13 protein-coding genes and 1 tRNA gene are annotated in these 16,999 nt (G+C 43.6%); 3 read left to right on the top strand and 11 right to left on the bottom strand.

What is annotated here, in order from left to right; all coding sequences use genetic code 11:
* Window positions 1-667: 667 nt before the first annotated feature.
* The 5 genes from BCU34_RS19265 to BCU34_RS19245 all read right to left on the bottom strand — a co-directional run bounded on the left by BCU34_RS19265 (window position 668) and on the right by BCU34_RS19245 (window position 6,185).
* Window positions 668-1,087 carry a hypothetical protein gene (locus BCU34_RS19265; RefSeq protein WP_102433405.1) on the bottom strand — a complete coding sequence of 140 codons (420 nt, stop codon included), beginning with the start codon at window positions 1,085-1,087 and terminating at the stop codon, window positions 668-670.
* A gap of 253 nt (window positions 1,088-1,340) precedes the next feature.
* Window positions 1,341-2,975: an MFS transporter gene (locus BCU34_RS19260; RefSeq protein ID WP_102530503.1), complete on the bottom strand. Its 1,635-nt coding sequence runs from the start codon at window positions 2,973-2,975 to the stop codon at window positions 1,341-1,343.
* A gap of 201 nt (window positions 2,976-3,176) precedes the next feature.
* Complete coding sequence (locus tag BCU34_RS19255; protein WP_102433407.1) at window positions 3,177-4,799, bottom strand: MFS transporter; 1,623 nt, start codon at window positions 4,797-4,799, stop codon at window positions 3,177-3,179.
* A 199-nt stretch (window positions 4,800-4,998) separates the two neighbouring features.
* The gene (locus BCU34_RS19250) at window positions 4,999-5,472 is read right to left on the bottom strand and encodes a hypothetical protein (protein WP_102431802.1); all 474 of its coding nucleotides are present in this window, start codon (window positions 5,470-5,472) and stop codon (window positions 4,999-5,001) included.
* Window positions 5,457-6,185: a winged helix-turn-helix domain-containing protein gene (locus BCU34_RS19245; protein WP_102431801.1), complete on the bottom strand. Its 729-nt coding sequence runs from the start codon at window positions 6,183-6,185 to the stop codon at window positions 5,457-5,459. The genes BCU34_RS19250 and BCU34_RS19245 overlap by 16 nt, the downstream gene beginning before the upstream one ends.
* A gap of 326 nt (window positions 6,186-6,511) precedes the next feature.
* Between BCU34_RS19245 and BCU34_RS19240 the strand changes: the two genes are divergently transcribed.
* From BCU34_RS19240 to BCU34_RS19230, 3 genes are all read left to right on the top strand, one after another.
* On the top strand, window positions 6,512-7,327 hold the full coding sequence (locus BCU34_RS19240; RefSeq protein ID WP_102433145.1) for a hypothetical protein: 816 nt from the start codon (window positions 6,512-6,514) through the stop codon (window positions 7,325-7,327).
* Window positions 7,328-7,780: 453 nt separating this feature from the next.
* Window positions 7,781-7,855: transfer RNA gene (locus tag BCU34_RS19235), tRNA-Gly, on the top strand.
* 332 nt (window positions 7,856-8,187) lie between these two features.
* Complete coding sequence (locus tag BCU34_RS19230) at window positions 8,188-8,445, top strand: hypothetical protein (protein ID WP_102433146.1); 258 nt, start codon at window positions 8,188-8,190, stop codon at window positions 8,443-8,445.
* A gap of 161 nt (window positions 8,446-8,606) precedes the next feature.
* Here the strand turns inward: BCU34_RS19230 and BCU34_RS19225 are convergent, their stop codons facing one another.
* From BCU34_RS19225 to BCU34_RS19200, 6 genes are all read right to left on the bottom strand, one after another.
* A complete protein-coding gene (locus BCU34_RS19225) occupies window positions 8,607-9,092 on the bottom strand; it encodes a hypothetical protein (RefSeq protein ID WP_102478952.1) in 486 nt (161 codons plus the stop codon).
* Between the two features lie 135 nt (window positions 9,093-9,227).
* Window positions 9,228-9,785 (bottom strand): copper-resistant cuproprotein CopI, encoded by a 558-nt coding sequence (gene copI, locus BCU34_RS19220; protein ID WP_102478951.1) that lies wholly within the window; start codon window positions 9,783-9,785, stop codon window positions 9,228-9,230.
* Between the two features lie 107 nt (window positions 9,786-9,892).
* Window positions 9,893-13,036 (bottom strand): efflux RND transporter permease subunit, encoded by a 3,144-nt coding sequence (locus BCU34_RS19215; protein WP_102478950.1) that lies wholly within the window; start codon window positions 13,034-13,036, stop codon window positions 9,893-9,895.
* Window positions 13,033-14,754, bottom strand: a complete 1,722-nt coding sequence (locus BCU34_RS19210; protein WP_102478949.1) for an efflux RND transporter periplasmic adaptor subunit — start codon at window positions 14,752-14,754, stop codon at window positions 13,033-13,035. The genes BCU34_RS19215 and BCU34_RS19210 overlap by 4 nt, the downstream gene beginning before the upstream one ends.
* Window positions 14,755-14,765: 11 nt before the next feature.
* The gene (locus tag BCU34_RS19205; protein WP_375071526.1) at window positions 14,766-16,199 is read right to left on the bottom strand and encodes a TolC family protein; all 1,434 of its coding nucleotides are present in this window, start codon (window positions 16,197-16,199) and stop codon (window positions 14,766-14,768) included.
* A gap of 93 nt (window positions 16,200-16,292) precedes the next feature.
* A complete protein-coding gene (locus tag BCU34_RS19200) occupies window positions 16,293-16,841 on the bottom strand; it encodes a hypothetical protein (RefSeq protein ID WP_102478948.1) in 549 nt (182 codons plus the stop codon).
* Between the last annotated feature and the right edge of the window lie 158 nt (window positions 16,842-16,999).

Raw genomic sequence — 16,999 nt, 5'->3', positions numbered from 1 at the left:
AATAGCGATCAAGCTAAACCTGACCAGCGTCATGTCTGTTGCCCATTGCCTTCTTACAAATAAACCCATTGCAGCATCTGAGATATTTGGCTTTTCTCATGTTTGAGTTTTACCGACTGCATTAGAAAAAGTGGATGAACAACTAAAATATTAGGAACAAGCAAAACAGGCCAATGCCAGTTCAATATGCCGATAGAAAATCTTTTTATATTCAGTAAATCGATACTCTTAGGCAAGCGCCCTACACTATTTTTGCATTAGAAACGTTCTTCATGGTCTTACTCATTAGTACATTATGATTGCGGCAAAGGCCCTATTGGACAGCAAGCAAAAAAAAACTTTCTACGACGACATCACGAGTGATGCCACTTACAGTAAGTGCTCAGAAATAGCGTGGGAAAAGGCTAGAGAACAAGGCGGGAGAAAACGAGAAACACAGCGCAAAATGTTAGCGCCATGTCCTCTACGAGGATATTTATACCAATCACAGTAAGTAAGTGTTCAAAAATGGCGTACGAAAAAAGCTTGAGAACAAGACAGAATTTTTCGATAAGTAGTTATTCTACAATCAAAAATTCTAACGAAGTTATCGAGGTTTTTAACAAGCGAGGGTGACCAGTTATTTACTACGATTGGTATTAGTCAAGCAATTCAGATAATAGGCTCGTTAGCTTATTACCGCTTCAGCATTGCGTTTATTGAATGCCTTACCGATAACTGCTTCAATGAGAAGAATTGACATGATGGTAAGGTAGAATGCCACAACACCACTGGCCGGTCCGCTAAACTGCACTTGCTCACCAAACATAATCACAATAGCACCCATTGCTGCGACTTTTGAACCAACAAGAATCAACCACGAAGTGAACACACGCTTTGGCTTAGCTAATGAGCGTTGTTTTAAACAAAATTCTGAAGTCATTTTTTCAAACGCCACTGATAGCTTCACAATCACCGCCATGATAAGGGCAGAAATAGCGCCCATGCCAATACTCTCTACGGTGACCCAGTCCCAAGCTACTCCATAACCTACCATCACCACAGTACCAATAACACTGCATGCCGCCATTTCTTTAACCATTTTCATAATGCATCTCTCAATCAATTATCAAATTATAGGGTTGGCAACAGGTCTGATATTCCGCTGCCCTAATTGTCGATATGGCAATTGTATAAACAAGCCAATCAATAAAAAATGCGGAGAAAATAGAAATGGGTTTTTCCTACTTTTTAGGTTTTTTTTTAATTTATATCACCACTATATTTCAATAAATTCAAATAGTTACACCACAAGCTCGCGTATTGTTAGTTCTAAAGTTACGACTATTAATATGTGTTTATTAGCCACTCTCCCCCTTTAATTTGCCTTGCTGTGTAGCGGGTACAGATAAGCGATAACTGGTTAGCACTCCTAATGCTGAAAGAAAAATCACCATCATCAAAGCGTTTTGAAAACTGGTTAGCCGAGAATGGGCATTAAGAGTTAATAAGGTCGCATGCTGCTGATGATCCATACCATAAGTATCAGAGAGATTGGCAATTCTAATATCGTCTAAATAAGGTAGGGTCGGACTTTGCTCGATCTGGCTGATAAAGTGGTCCGGAAAGATCTGTTTCGATTGTTCACTGTGCTGCCTGACCGTATGCTCTAGTGCCCATTGCTGTGTCCCGCCAATCAAGCAAATCCCGAGCACTAAACCCATATTTCGGATGGTGGCTTGTAAACCACTCGACTGAGCGGCATCGGTTTCACCAAGCGCATTGGTGATGATGGCCGGACATTGTGATGCAAGTATCCCCATTGAAGAACCCGTGAGCAGCATACCTAGATAAAAAGGCGACAAAATATGATGAGATTGACTAGAAAAAAATAAAATAACTGCAGAGCTAGCCAGACCGATAAATGCAGTTAAACATAAGGTCTTTGCCTTTAGTGATTTAAACACCAAAGGTGTAATAACTGAAAACGCGATCATGCAAATGGAGAACAGAAGAATAATAAAACCTGAGTGCGAAGAGCTTAATGAAATGGCAACTTGGAGATAGGTTATGATGATAAAACTCACACCACCTAAAATCATATACATGAAGGTAAGAAGCAGAAAACCAGCTCGACACTGGCGATTTTTCAGCCAGCTAATCGGTAATAAAGCTGTTTTTTGCTGGGCTTCTCGTTGTCGTTGTTGAAAATAAAAGGCAAATAGTGACACTAGCCCTAATGCTATAACGGCCAACGAAGGGCTTAATGACGTAAGGCCGGTAAACCAAGTAGGAATATCAGCGTTGCTGTTGGCGCTTAATAGGCCCCAACTGGGTGCTTTGATCAGTGCCAGCACCACCAAAACGATGCCCGATGAGCTTAGCAGCGCCCCAATAAAATCAAATGAGCTCGGGCGCGGATTCTCCACTGGCGGGATTCCTTTAATAGCAAACCAACTGGTAATGAGGTAAAAGGCACTGATAAATGTCAGGGGTAGATACCAAGCAAAATGGTCCATTAGCAAACCACTGCTCATCGGCACGACGGCGGCAGATAGTCCACCGGAAGCCGCTAACACGCCAAACGCTAGTGCACGAGATTTACCAGGAAATCGGGCAGAGACTAGAGCTAGAATAGCAGGTAAAAGCAGTGCTGATGATATGCCTGTCAGTGGCCGAGCCAAGTAGGTGACAAAAGCTACATTAGGAGCAAGAATAAACAAGATAGAAGCGGCTAAACCAATAAAAGCCCCGGTGATGAGCATGATACGCCAACCGATAAATAGCCCAATAAGGCCTGCGGGTAACATTAACGCTGCGCCAACTAGAGGCTGAATTGTCCCCAAGGTTTTAATGGCACTAATGTCTGTTTGAAAGTGGGTGACTAACGTAGCTGTTGCGATAGATAAGTTGGCTATATCAGCCGAGATAGAAAATTGAGCAATACAAAGAATGAATAGGAGACGCTTTTGAGAGGCAGTAATAGAATTTATCATAATTATTGTTCTTTTTGCTTGGTGAACTACTGATTGATTGCACCTGTGCTGAAAATCAGTATTTGGTGCATAAACGTAAAGAGGGTGTTGGCTCCATAGTTGATTAAAGAGTAAACATCAGTAAGTTCACTTTACCGATGTCGATATACCGACATTTAAGTGTCTACGAAAAAGCCCCAACCTGAGTTGGGGCTTTTAAATTTAGTCTGAGTTAGCCATTAACGAACGAGTTGGTAATTTAGAACAAAGAGCTAAACCGCCCATCATTAAGGCAATGAGAGTATAAAGTGCATATTGAACCGATGTTAGGCGAGAATCTGCCATTACAGCGACAACAGTGTGTTGCTCTTGTGCCGGAACTTCTGCGCTTACCATAAGCTCAAGTGCCATATCATTTGACACGAATGGTAATGACGGTGTGTCAACAATCATCTGCTTGGTTTCTGCTGAAATAGCGTCGTGGTCCATAACGCCCTTCTTGATTTCACCTGTTAGGGAGAACAGCATTACCGTACCAAGAATCGCTACACCGAACGCCTGGCCAATGTTACGAGAGGTTGCTTGGATACCACCTGATTGCATTGCTTCTTGCTCACTAAGCGCTGAAGTCACAACAATAGAAGCCTGAGAAGCTAGTAAACCTGCGCCAATACCAAATACGAGTAGTGAGATGTATTGCCAGAATGTAATGCCGTCTTTGGTAAAGCCTAAGAACATTAATGCAGTACCTAAAGCTGCAATGATGAAGCCTAATTGACAGATACGTTGACAAGATAAGTTGCCCAATTTGGCGGGTGCACCAAGAGAACCGATCATCATACCTAAAGCAAATGCACACAATGCCATGCCTGATGCGAATGCACTCATGCCAGCAACTAACTGCATGTACGAGACATTAATGAAGCCCGTAGCACCAAAGAGCAAGAAGATAGTGGCACAAAGTACTAGACCAACAACCACTTGTGGGTTTTCAACATATGAGCGAGGGAGAAGTGGCGTGTTACCAGCAGCTTCAAAACGACGTTCCCATACCATCAATACTTTTAGCAGTATGCCACCCACAAGACACATAGGTAGAGCCGGAGATATACCAGCAACAGTGAAATCAGTCAGTGGTGCAACGAGACCCCATTCAGCAATTTTTAGCAGACCAGTAACAAAACACAGTAGACCAGTACCCGCAAGTAATACACCAACGATATCAAACTTACCTTTGAACGTGGCTTTTGGAAGCTCAGGTAACTTCATGCTACCGAACATAACTAATGCACAGTAGACACCAAGACCTGCGAAGGCAACGCCAAAGCTAGCGACATCAAGGATGAAGCCAAAGATAAGCGGAGTTAAAGCACTTGCCAAGCCAACTAGAGCAGCGATAGCAGAGAAGGCAATCGCTTGATCTTTACCCTTATAGATACCAGCGACATTAGCTAGAACCGCAGGAATAAGTAGACATGCACCTAGACCAGAACCAACGCGAGCACCATAGTTCAAAACTTCCATGTTTGGAGCAAATGCAGCTGCAAATGAGGCAAGCGATAAGATACCTGCACCGATGATCATTTGTCGTTTCCAACCAATGATTAGGCCAATAAGGCCACCAGCAATCATACCAGCACCCGCAATTAGAGGATACATAGCATTAGCCATTTGAATCTGAGGCATGGTCGCACCGTGAAGAGCGATCAGTGCTTCTGTTGAAATAGAAAGACCTGTGTTGTCTGCCATGGTTGAGAATTGAGCTGCAAGAAGAACCAGAAGCGGGAACCACTTGGCCATGCCAACTTTTTCTTCTGCTGGATTAGTTGAAACTGATACCGTCATTGGGGATACCTTCATTTGTTGTAGAGCCGTTGCTCGGAGGTTGTTTTTTCAAATAGTTTTGAACACAACCATTAAACCGTGCGAAGAACCGACTCATCCAACAAAAAAAAGTATTCTTGAAATAAAAAAAATAATATGGCGATGAAAAAATATATAAAACACTATATATCATGAACTTAGTATTGCTTGGGGTGGTGTGTTAGCGCTTTCTTTTTACCACATATGAAATGCTATCTTCACCAAGCGAATTGAAATTAAAAAAGATCTCATCCTCTTCTAGTCGCCAGCCATTGAGCTCGATTAGGGTGCCAGAAACCGGAACTCGAATACCTGTTTCTTGCTCAAATCGCTCCAAGCCAGTGACTTCTCTATCGACTAATTGCAATCGATTATATTGTTTGTCGGTATAGTGCAGTTCCAGTTTGGCATCGAAAGCATAATTACTGTTGCCACTTTTATTATTGATAGATAAACGGATGTTGTCCTTATCAACCACCATGGTTGCGTAGCTATCAATCGTGTGCTGATCAAATTGAATGACAGATTGGCCCGTCCATACCCCTTCAAACTGTTGGTTATGTGCTTTGATTGGATCATGAAGATAATGGCCAATAGTTAGAGCAACAACCGGTAGCATCACAGCAATAGCGCGTTTGATTATTGATTTTTGCATACCGTTATCCCCTCTTCAACATGACAAATTCGATAATTACTGTCGTTTTTCATAATAATGGATGGGGTGTCATCACTGAGGTTCAGTGAATTGATTTCTTCGCTTGTAGCATCAAATAACAACCAATGTTCACCAGCCTTATAGCTAATGCGCTCGAATGACGGGCTGAATATGCCGAGGTATCCGAGTGTGAATAGTAATAGGCTTATTACGCCGATACCGATTAACTCGTTGCCTGAGAAAAAAGTTCTCCAACCTAATGCTTTGCTGTTCTGAGGTGTGTCAGTCAAGGTTACTGACTCTGAAGAGTTAGCGGTACTGTCAGGCACAATACCAGGAGCCGGCTCTTTCGCCCCCGCCATATGATGAGCAGTGTAAGACTCAAGGATATATGGCTTACTGGAAAGCACATAACCTTGTTTGGGAATGGTACGAATTAAAGAGCGTTGATCATCATCGAGGGAAAAACGTAGCGCTTTAATGGTTTGGTTAATGGTTGCATTAGTCGCATAAGAACCTTTCCAAAGTTGCTCTTCAATCGATTGACGCGACAAAATATCGGGGAAAGAGTCAATTAATGCCGTAAATAAATTGGCCTCACGCGCCCGTAGACGAATCACTTTACCTTCTTCATTCTTGATGGCTCCGGAGGTGGGAGAGTATTGCAGTCCTGCCACTTGATAAATGGGCGGTTCAAGAAAGGGTTGTGTCATACCGAGGCCTCTAGGTCATAGAAATTACAGGAGATAGTACTGTTAATTAATGATAAATTATTTTGATCTACAACAAACTAACTATTGGTTTGATTAACCATTTAATAAATAAATTATAAATTATTCTCTTGGTAGAGTAAGAAAAGGATAGCGGATATGTGAACCCCACCAAGTAAGATTAGGGTAATTATCCATTATGAAACAACAAGTTAATTAACATACTTACTTTTTATCATTTTATCTTTTTTTATTTGGTTATTCGTGGGCGAAACATTTACTTAAGGTGATAGTGAAATTCTTGAATTGAATAACTAACAGGTTTTACTATGCCAATAACGAAGAAATTACCACTACTCACTTTATTGCTTCCATTATCTGCTTTTGCCAACGCACAAGATGCGACTGAAGAAAATGCACCCGATCCAGGCGATCACACAAAAGTATCTTCAGTTGTAAGTGCAACTTATGGTAAACAAAGTTTTGGTGAAGCTGATAATGACTTTCTTCAACTGCAAGGTCAGATTTCCGGCGCAAAAGACAATGAAAACCTATTCCTAGGCTCGTTGACTGTGACAGGGCAAGACAATGGTAAAGTAGGAAGCGAGGATTTTAACCTATCTCAGGTTCGAGCTCGTTACTTCGAAGTAACGCGAACTGATTGGGCCAATGCGCCTATGCTAGGTATGTCGTTTGACTACATTGAATCTAGCTTTACCAATGCAACTTCTGATCGTTTGTTTGCCGTAGGCGGCTTGATCCGCATGAACACACCGTTTAAAAACTGGTTATCATTCCCAATCATCGCCGCTGCGGTAGGTCAAAATAACAAAGATTACAGCAATATTGGTCTAGTGGATAAAATGACATATGGGGTACAGTTTAATTTCTTAAACTCTATCTATCTGCATGAAAATGGCACTCACATTCAACTCAACCCACAATTTAGCAGCTTAGATCTTGGCGGTACGGTTGGCACAGTAAACCAATTACAAATGGATACTGTATTGCAAATGCCATTAAACAGTAACCGTCGTCACTGGGGTAAGTTAACTTACACAGAGTACTTTGATGACACAGAGCAAAGCTTTGGTCATAACCGTCAAGGTACAGAGTTAAAGCTTACTTATAGCTACTATATGTAGTACCACGAAAAAGGGCTCTCTAAATGGTGAGCCTTTTTGCATTCACTGAAGCGGTATTTCAAGCAATAATCTTGGTTTTGATTGCAATGGACACTATAAATCCCCTTTAAGTGGATTGAGGTTATAAAACTGTCCCCCTTTTTTTAAACATAGCGCACCATTTAAAGCATAAGCCGCGCGAGCTAATGATAAATCTTTATATATTCGTTAGAAGGATACTTTGGCAGCAAAAATGGCTATTTTTTAGTAGGGTTACAATAAGTTAAACCTTATTGAGCTGGTGTATTTCTATTGGCGATAGTGTTTCGTTTTATAGCTTTTGTTAAAGATGCCCTTGCCCACTGTGTAGATATCAAACAAATAGCACAAAAGTCATGCAAATAGCTCGCCAAGCATGAGTTAATGCTTTTCTTTTGCTTTAATTATGGCATATTAGTTCAGTCTTCACGATGTGCGTGCATCGTATAATGGCTATTACCTCAGCCTTCCAAGCTGATGATGCGGGTTCGATTCCCGCTGCACGCTCCAACTCTTCCTCCAGTTTTATTATGTGTATCTCTTTCAGCAACCCGCTCCCCAAGAAAATCCCTCTGTACATTAAGCCATCTTCATCGATATCGTTTAAACCTATATCTATTAAACCTATATTGCGTTGACTTACATTGGTTATGCCCCTATCGACTATTCATAGCTATTAACGCCTTAAATCGTTTCACATTTTTACACTTGTCCAAATCACACATTGCAGAGCAACTTTCAATGATTTTCAAAATTGTTCCAATTTAATAATCTTGGTCAATATCTGCCAAAATCATTGTGTTAATGTGCGCGCATTAGCAATAACCCATAAATAATAAAAAATGTTTAAAAGCAATGAGTTAACGATTAGCATCGAAGCAATCAATGTCGCGCTAGCAAAAGTTGAGAATGCCAATAAAATTCAGCTAGATACGTTGAAAGGTTATGTGAACAGCGAACCTGAACAAGCTGTAATGGCTTTTCGATCACTGAATGAAGCAGAATCAATCGACGACAAGTTTAGAAAGATCATGGCAGAGCTGCCGCACCTAAGCGGTGAAGCACACCACTTGCTTGAAACTTCTATCTTGCTACAGTGATTCTAGCTACAGATAAGCCTCAGCCAATCCAAGTTAGTTCATGTATTCCTGGGCAGGTTGAGGCTTATCTTTAACTGAAAACAGCATTTAATCAATGACTTAGCGGTCACACAAAGCTGTTCTGATTGGTTGAAATGAATAGGTGATGTAAGGCCCTCGCATTACTCCCAAAAGTTCCACCACTTTTTGCTGTTTTCTTCACGCTGCTGTTGGCCTTTTTCTGACCCTTTTCCTTCTTCTTTACGCTCTTGTTCCGCTTTCTTTTCTTTCTGCTTTTCTAATCCCGACTTTTCTTCGTCATTATCCATATCATCTTTAAGCTTTTCTTTCTTATCCTTGAGCTTCTCTTTACTCTCTTCGAAGGCTTCTTTCTCGTCTTCCAAATCGTCGAGCTCTTTATCTAGCTTCTGCTTATCTTTTTTATTCTTACTTTTTTTGGCTTTCTTCTTTTTCTCTTCGATCATTGAATCAAGCTGCTTCTCACGATCGTTAATTTCGCCTTCAACTTTTTTTGCCTCAGCGAACGTTTTGACTTCTTCTAAATTGGGCTTACCTTTACCAGCCCACTCAGGTTTAGCAGCAATGCTGTAATTAGACCATGATAGTAAAGCACTTGATACGGCAACGACGAGTACTGTTTTGTTCATCCTTAAACTCCTACTTACTTGTTCTAACTAAAAATTTTTTCTATTTACTTATTAAACTTAATCGTCTAATACGAGAAAAACAAGAAAACGCACCAAACTAATCAATATAAGTCTGGTGCGCTTTATTAATCGATACTACAACTCAATTTTTTTCAGCATACCCGCTTCAGCATGACCTGGGATATTGCACGCAAACTCTACGTTGTTGTCGCCATGAAAATGCCATAGCAATTGCTTCGCTTTACCGGGCTTTACCGTCACTGTACTGCCTGAGTCATGAGCGTGGTTACCCATATTTTTCATCATTTCACGGTGCTCGAGCTGCTCTGAAGCAGAACCAATCGAGAATTCGTGATCTATCTTGCCTGTGTTCATAACAACGAACTGCACTACGTCATTTGGCTCAATATCGACCTTGTTCTTAAATGTGATTTTCATATCATCACTAAGCAGCACATGAACCACTTTATCCGGCTTTGCGCCTGTCGCAGGCATACCCACTTCAGACATGCCTTCCATATTCATCATACTTGAGTGGTCCATCTTTCCGCCCTGCATCATGCTGTGGTCCATTTGGGAATGATCCATCTCTCCACTCTTCATCATCGAGTGATCCATATTTGAGTGGTCCATTTCAGCAAAAGCCGTTGCAGTAGTTAACGTCAGTGCAATCGCAATAAGTGTCTTTTTCATGATCGTTCCTTAGATTAATTCAGTTATTTATTTGTTAGTTTCACATGTTCATGTGGTACGCCCTTACCCACTCTGTTTTTGGTAAGTAAGGGCTAATAATCAATACGTTATTTGTTTGTCTCATTTTGGCTATGCGTAATCTCACGCTGTTTCCAGAGCTTAAAGATTGCAGGCAAAACCAGTAGGGTAAGCAACAGTGCCGACGCCATTCCACCTATCATCGGCGCGGCAATTCGTTGCATCACTTCAGAGCCTGTTCCTTCGCCATACATGATTGGAATTAGGCCAATGATCACCGTAAGAACCGTCATCATTACTGGACGAACACGAAGCCCTGCCCCTTCACGAATGGCATCCGTTAGGTCAGCTTGTTGAAGTGTTTGTTGGTTCTCCTCTGCATCGAGCTTTTTGTAGTGCCACGCTTGATTGAGATAAACCAACATGATCACTCCGATTTCAACCGCAACCCCGGCAAGGGCAATAAAGCCAACGCCGACCGCGATAGAGAAGTTGTAATTGAGGTAATGCATCAACCACAAACCACCCACCATAGCCAAAGGAAGCGTTGCCATGATCATCATCACTTCACCGACCCGTCGGAAGCTCAGGTAAAGCAATAGCATGATGATGGCGATGGTGATAGGCACAACGACACTCAAACGGTCTTTTGCTCGCTCCATGTATTCGTATTGACCAGACCAAGCGAGCGAGTAACCCGCCGGTAATACAACTTGGTCAGCAACGACCTTTTGCGCTTCTGCCACATAAGAACCAAGGTCGCGACCTTCGATGTCAACGAACACCCAACCATTAGGACGCGCGTTCTCCGTTTTAATCATCGGAGGACCATCTTCGTAACGAATATCTGCTACGTCCGATAGAGCGATACGAGCTCCATTTGGTGTCACTAACGGCAGGTTCTGCAACTTAACGACAGAATCACGATAGCTTTGTGGGTAACGAACGTTGATTGGGTAACGTTCTAGCCCTTCTACGGTTTCACCCACGTTCATTCCTCCGATCGCAGTCGAGATAACCTGTTGCACTTCTTTAATGCTCAAGCCATATCGCGCAGCAGAGCGTCGTTTGATGTCTATCGTCACATAACGACCACCAGCCACACGTTCGGCATACACAGAAGCCGTACCACTGACACCATTTAAGATAGGTTCAAGCTGAGAGCCAATTTTCTCGATAACGTTAAGATCAGGCCCCGCAATCTTGATACCAATTGGGGTTTTGATTCCTGTCGCCAACATGTCGATACGGGTTTTGATTGGCATAACCCACGCATTGGTCAAACCTGGGAACTGAATCAGATCATCAAACTCTTTACGCAGCGACTCCGTAGTGACACCGTCACGCCATTCATCGCGTGGTTTAAGCTGAATCACGGTTTCAATCATGGTTAACGGTGCAGGATCGGTTGCTGTCTCTGCTCGACCAATTTTGCCCCACGTGGTTTCGACTTCTGGAATGGTTTTGATGAGCTTGTTGGTTTGTTGCAACAACTCACGAGCCTTACCTATTGAGATACCCGGATACGTGGTTGGCATGTACATCAAATCCCCTTCGTCCAAAGGAGGAATGAATTCACTACCAAGCTTACTGGTTGGGTAATAAGCAGACGCCATTAAGCCAAGTGCGATAACAATCATCACCTTGGGATACTTTAGGCTGAGGTTTAGAAGCGGCTTGTACATCGCCACTAGGCTACGGTTTACTGGGTTTTTATGTTCAGGTAGCACGTTACCGCGAATGAAATAACCCATTAACACAGGCACCAGCGTGATAGCCAAACCAGCGGCTGCGGCCATCGCATACGTCTTGGTAAACGCAAGTGGCGAGAACATCTTGCCTTCTTGCCCTTCTAGCGCGAACACAGGCACAAAACTCAAGGTAATGATAATCAGAGAGAAGAATAGCGGTGCGCCAACTTCTTCTGCTGCCTTACCAATCACCTGCCAACGGTTTTTGTCAGTGAGCGGAGTCCGTTCAATGTGTTTATGAACGTTCTCGATCATCACTATGGCACCATCCACCATGGCGCCAATCGCAATCGCTATGCCGCCAAGAGACATGATGTTGGCGTTAATACCCTGCCAATGCATCACAATGAATGCACCCAAGATACCGACAGGCAGACTTAGTGCGATAACCAACGACGAGCGGATATGGAACAAGAACAGCGCACACACGACGGCGACCACGATGAACTCTTCAGCCAGTTTCTTCCATAGGTTTTCAACGGCTGAATTAATCAAAGTAGAGCGGTCATAAGTCGCGACAATCTCGACACCATCAGGTAAGCCGGCTTGCAACTCAGCGAGTTTGGATTTAACCGAGTCGATCACTTCACTGGCATTTTCACCAAAGCGCATCACGATAACGCCGCCAACAGCTTCGCCCTCACCATTGAGTTCAGAGATACCGCGACGCATCTGTGGGCCAAGGTTAATATCGGCAATATCACCCAATAACAGTGGAGTACCTTTGTCGGTCACTTTTAACGGCAGAGATTGAATATCTTCGATGCTTGTCAGGTAACCCGTAGTGCGAACCATATGTTCGGCTTCGGCAATCTCGACAACAGACGCACCGGTTTCTTGATTACCATCCTGGATTGCCTTGTTGACTTGCTGAAGCGTTAGGTCGTAAGCACGTAACTTGGCAGGATCTATCTGAACCTGATACTGCTTCACCATGCCGCCAACAGTCGCCACTTCAGATACGCCCTCAACGGTTTGCAGCTCATACTTCAAGAACCAATCTTGCAGGCTACGAAGATCCGCTAAGTCATGCTGACCGGTTTTATCTTGCAACACATAGCTGTAAACCCAGCCCACACCAGTTGCATCTGGCCCTAATGTTGGCTTAGCACTTGATGGTAAGTTAGGGGCTACTTGGCTTAAGTATTCCAACACACGTGAACGCGCCCAATACATATCGGTATCGTCATTGAAGATGATATAGACATACGAATCGCCAAAGAACGAATAGCCACGAACCGTCTCTGCACCCGGAACGGCTAACATCGCCGTTGTGAGCGGATAGGTCACCTGATCTTCAACTACTTGAGGTGCTTGCCCCGGATAGCTTGTTTTAATGATCACCTGAACATCTGACAAATCAGGAATCGCATCTACCGGTGTGTTTTTAACGCTGTATAAGCCCCCAAATACGATGGCTACAGTGGCAACCAGCACCAAAAAGCGGTTACTGATGGACCAACGAATGATTGCATTGATCATAGTTCGCCCTCACCCGTGCTATTCGTCGGTTCGAGAGACTTGAGCACATAATCCGAACCTTGCTTCACAATTAGAAACCGAACACTTTGACCCTCGGCAAACTCGGATAAATCGAGGTCATCACTGACTTGGAAGTTCATTTCGCCCGCTTTCCAATCCCATTCAGGCACTGGCTTGTGATTTACCGTGATCATTCCGAAGTCTGCCATCAGCATTGTGATGTCTCCCTTCACCCACACTTCGCCCGCCATTTGATGCTCGCTGACCTTATAATCAACGACTTCATACTGACCTGACTCTGTTTTCATCATTTCAAAATCAACGACTTGCCCACGCTTCACGTCAGCCATATCTAAGCCTTCTGAGAAGGTAAAATTCATCACCATGCCCGGCCAATCCCATTCAGGTACAGGTTGGTGATTGATGGTCGCCATACGACTGCCTTGCATCACATCTGCAATTTCACCTTTTGCCCAAACTGTTTCGGCTTGCTCTTCAACGCCATTGATTCGCGACAAATCAGCGGATTGGCTAGATTCAGAATCCAACATGAAGTGCGCAGAGGTGACAATATGTTCACCTTGTTCAAGCCCTTGCAACACCTCGATCTTCTCGCCAGCTTCACGCCCTACTTCAATGCGTGCTGAACGGTATTTTCCCTCACCTTCGGACAACACCACTCGAGTCATTCCACCTGAATGGATAACCGATGATCTTGGTATGGTAAGTACGGCATCATCACTGATTGGCTTCAACGCAATATTGGCGAACATGTTCGGTTTGAGTTCGCCATTAGGATTCGAGAACTTCAAACGAACGCGTAAAGTTCGAGTTTTCGGATCTAGGATTGGATAAACATAATCAACATTGCCCTGCCACTCCTTACCGGGAATCGCATCCAGTGTCATCTCTGCATTACTGCCCGACGAGATCCAGTGTGCTTGGCGTTCAAACACTTCGGCATCAACCCATACTTCGCCTAGAGGACCCGCACTAATTACCGCTTGCGCTGGTGAAAGGTAGCCGCCCTCACGAATATTGAGACTCGCAATTACGCCATTAGCAGGTGCTTTGATTTCTATGGTTTGTGAGGATTTACCTCGGCGAGTGATCGAACGAATCTGAGCTTTATCGACACCCAAGGTGATCAAGCGCTCGGTGGAACCTTTTATCAATCCTTTGCGACCCGTTTTGTACGCACTAAGTAACTCTTCTTGTGCCTTAACCAACTCTGGAGAATAAAGTGTGAACAGCACATCGCCCTTATTTACCTTCTCACCGACAGCATTGATATAAAGCTTCTCAACCCAGCCAGCTGCTCTTACGTTGGTTTGCCACAATGTACTTTCATCAAACGCCACATAACCCACGGTTTCAATCCGAGGAGACAGCGGTTCGAAGTTAACTTTCGCTGTTTTGACACCAAGATTGTTTTCTACCGACGGATCGATAAACACAGTTCCTGCTTTGTCTGAACCACCACTTAAGTCATCGGCATAAACAGGGATTAAATCCATCCCCATAGGTGACTGACCCGGTTTATCACGCTGATAGTTTGGGTCCATTGGCGCAACCCAATACAAAGGTTCGTCACTGGTTTCTGTGCTAGTTGCCATTGCTGACATGTCGTGTGCTGGATTAATTAGAAAATGGTTCACACCAAAACCCAATGCACCACCGACCAATAAAGCGATTGTTGCTACTTTTACTGAACTCATTGTCTATTCCCTTATTGATTGGCTGTGTGTTTAGTTGCGCTTGAGTTGAGTTGTGGTTGGTTTACTTGGTATTCAAAACCACTGACTAACGCGGCTAGCTTGCTGTTAACGATGTTGAGGTCGGTGATCAAACGCTGTTGCTCTAGTTTCAGAGCAAGCTCGTCTGCCGTTGCTGCAATGACATCGTTAAATTGCGCGGTGTTGTTTTGATAGCCCCTTTCAACCGCGCTGATTCGTGCTGCGGTTTGAGGAAGCAAGGACGTTTGATAGCGTTCTAATCGCTGGATCAGGTTTGATCTGTCCACCAGCAATGCGTTCACTTGCGCGTTCATTTGGGAAAGTAAGGTGTCTTTTTGAGATTTAGCTGCACCAACTTGATACTGAGCAGCCGATAAGTTTTTATCTTGTCGATTCCCCGTAAACAGCGGGATGTCGACTGTCAGATAAGCACTCACCAGATCAGAAGCAGGTTGACCTGCCATGTTATTGGCTTGGCGGTACGCATACATCACTTCTACCCCAAACTGCGGGGTATAAGCTTGCTCGGCTAACTCAACCTGAGTTTGATTGGAGGAGATACTGACATCGGAGATCTTAACCAAAGGATGGTCAGTCAGTAACTGGTAGTGCTTGGTTGAATCGATATTGGTCGCTAATTTGCTTTCCAACAACGACCAATCGATTTGGTTAGTTGCACTCAGTGTTCCCTGAGAATCAAGAACCTGAGAGCCTAGCCAATCAGAACCCAACCATTCAGAAAGCTGAGAGATTAAACGGCGCTGAACCTGCTGGTTTGCCTGAAGTTTCTCATCAAGCTTACTCACTTGAAGCTGAGCATTAAGCAGATCTTGCGCTTCACTTTTACCAATCGAGTAATTGGTCTGCACATAGTTTGCTAGCTCAACTAACAAGCGTCGATTTTCACGCATCACACCTTCAGCGACTTGCTGATAACCCAATTCAAGCCATAGCTGCGTCATGCTGTTAGCAACGGTAAGCTCGCGAGCCTGCACTTGAAGAGCTAACCCATCCGCTTGCTGACCAGCTTTTTTCTGCTGAAGATCGAGTGTATTGCCACGCTCAAATTGCTGCATTAGACCGACCGAAATATTGGTCATCGGGTCTTCATCAAACTGGAAGCTATCGACTGGCAGTCCGCCAAATCCGACTTTCAATTTCGGATCCATTAAGGTTGCGCTCGCAATACCGGTTTCACGCATCGCTTGCGACTGAGCAAAGTACTGTTTGCGGTTGCTGTCTTGGCTCAATGCTATCTCAATCAACGTATTGAGTTGCTGTGTTGAGCTTTGTTGATTTGCTTGTGTTGAAGCAGGGGCAGCAGCCAAAGCACTACCTGAAAGAAAAGCAGCACTCGAAACAAAGGCAACAGCGACCGCGACATTTGCGTTTATTCCAAACACAGAGGTTATTGGTTTTATATTCACAATGAATGTCCATATCTTGCGTTAAATAACGCATATAAAAGATTGGCGTATCAGATTTATTGCTCTGATATCGCTAGATTTTTAGATATAGATTTATGCGGCAGGTGGACGTAACAATGACTGAGCGCGCGTGACTTTTTGGCCAATAGTGACCGATTGAAAACGAGCTAATGAAAAGGAAAATTGATTAACGGCTTGAACAGCCTGAATTGGATAGGAAGCAGTAGAACAAACAGAGATACAACAGTTATGAATAGAATCCGAACCGCCTAGGCAGTGCGTACCCATCATATTGTCATCGTGAGAGCTAATTGAAGAAGAATGTGCAGTTGTTACTTCATCATCGGAAACGGTCATTTCAGTATGACCCTGCTGACTGGAATGATGAGGCATAGTGGCATGTGCAGCATGCTCACCACCTGCATCACCAGTTGCTACGCTAATGTCGCAACCCGTTGTCATGTTAGACAGATCTGATACCGCATTCGATGATTCACTATGATGGCAATCTGACTGAGGTGAGCCCATCTGAGCCATCATTACGTCGGCCATCAGAGCCGATGAACTTGAAGCATAGCTCGACACCAACATCGCGATGATGCTGAAAACAGTAATCCAAGTTGTTCGGAGTGTGTTTGTCATAGCTAACCTTTAAATTTATGGAGCAACTATAAAGGTTCCCCTTAGGGTAAGGTCAATATAATTCTTTGTACATTTGAATGATAGACCAGAAAAGGTTCAATTACCTTTTTGCATTAAATTGAGAGAATTGTTTGATTTGAGGAAATTTTCTTTAAAAA

The sequence above is a fragment of the Vibrio sp. 10N.286.45.E10 genome, assembly GCF_002874195.2.
GTDB lineage: Bacteria > Pseudomonadota > Gammaproteobacteria > Enterobacterales > Vibrionaceae > Vibrio > Vibrio crassostreae.
Note: the sequence above shows the minus strand (reverse complement) of the source record. Positions and strands in the feature narration are given on the sequence as shown.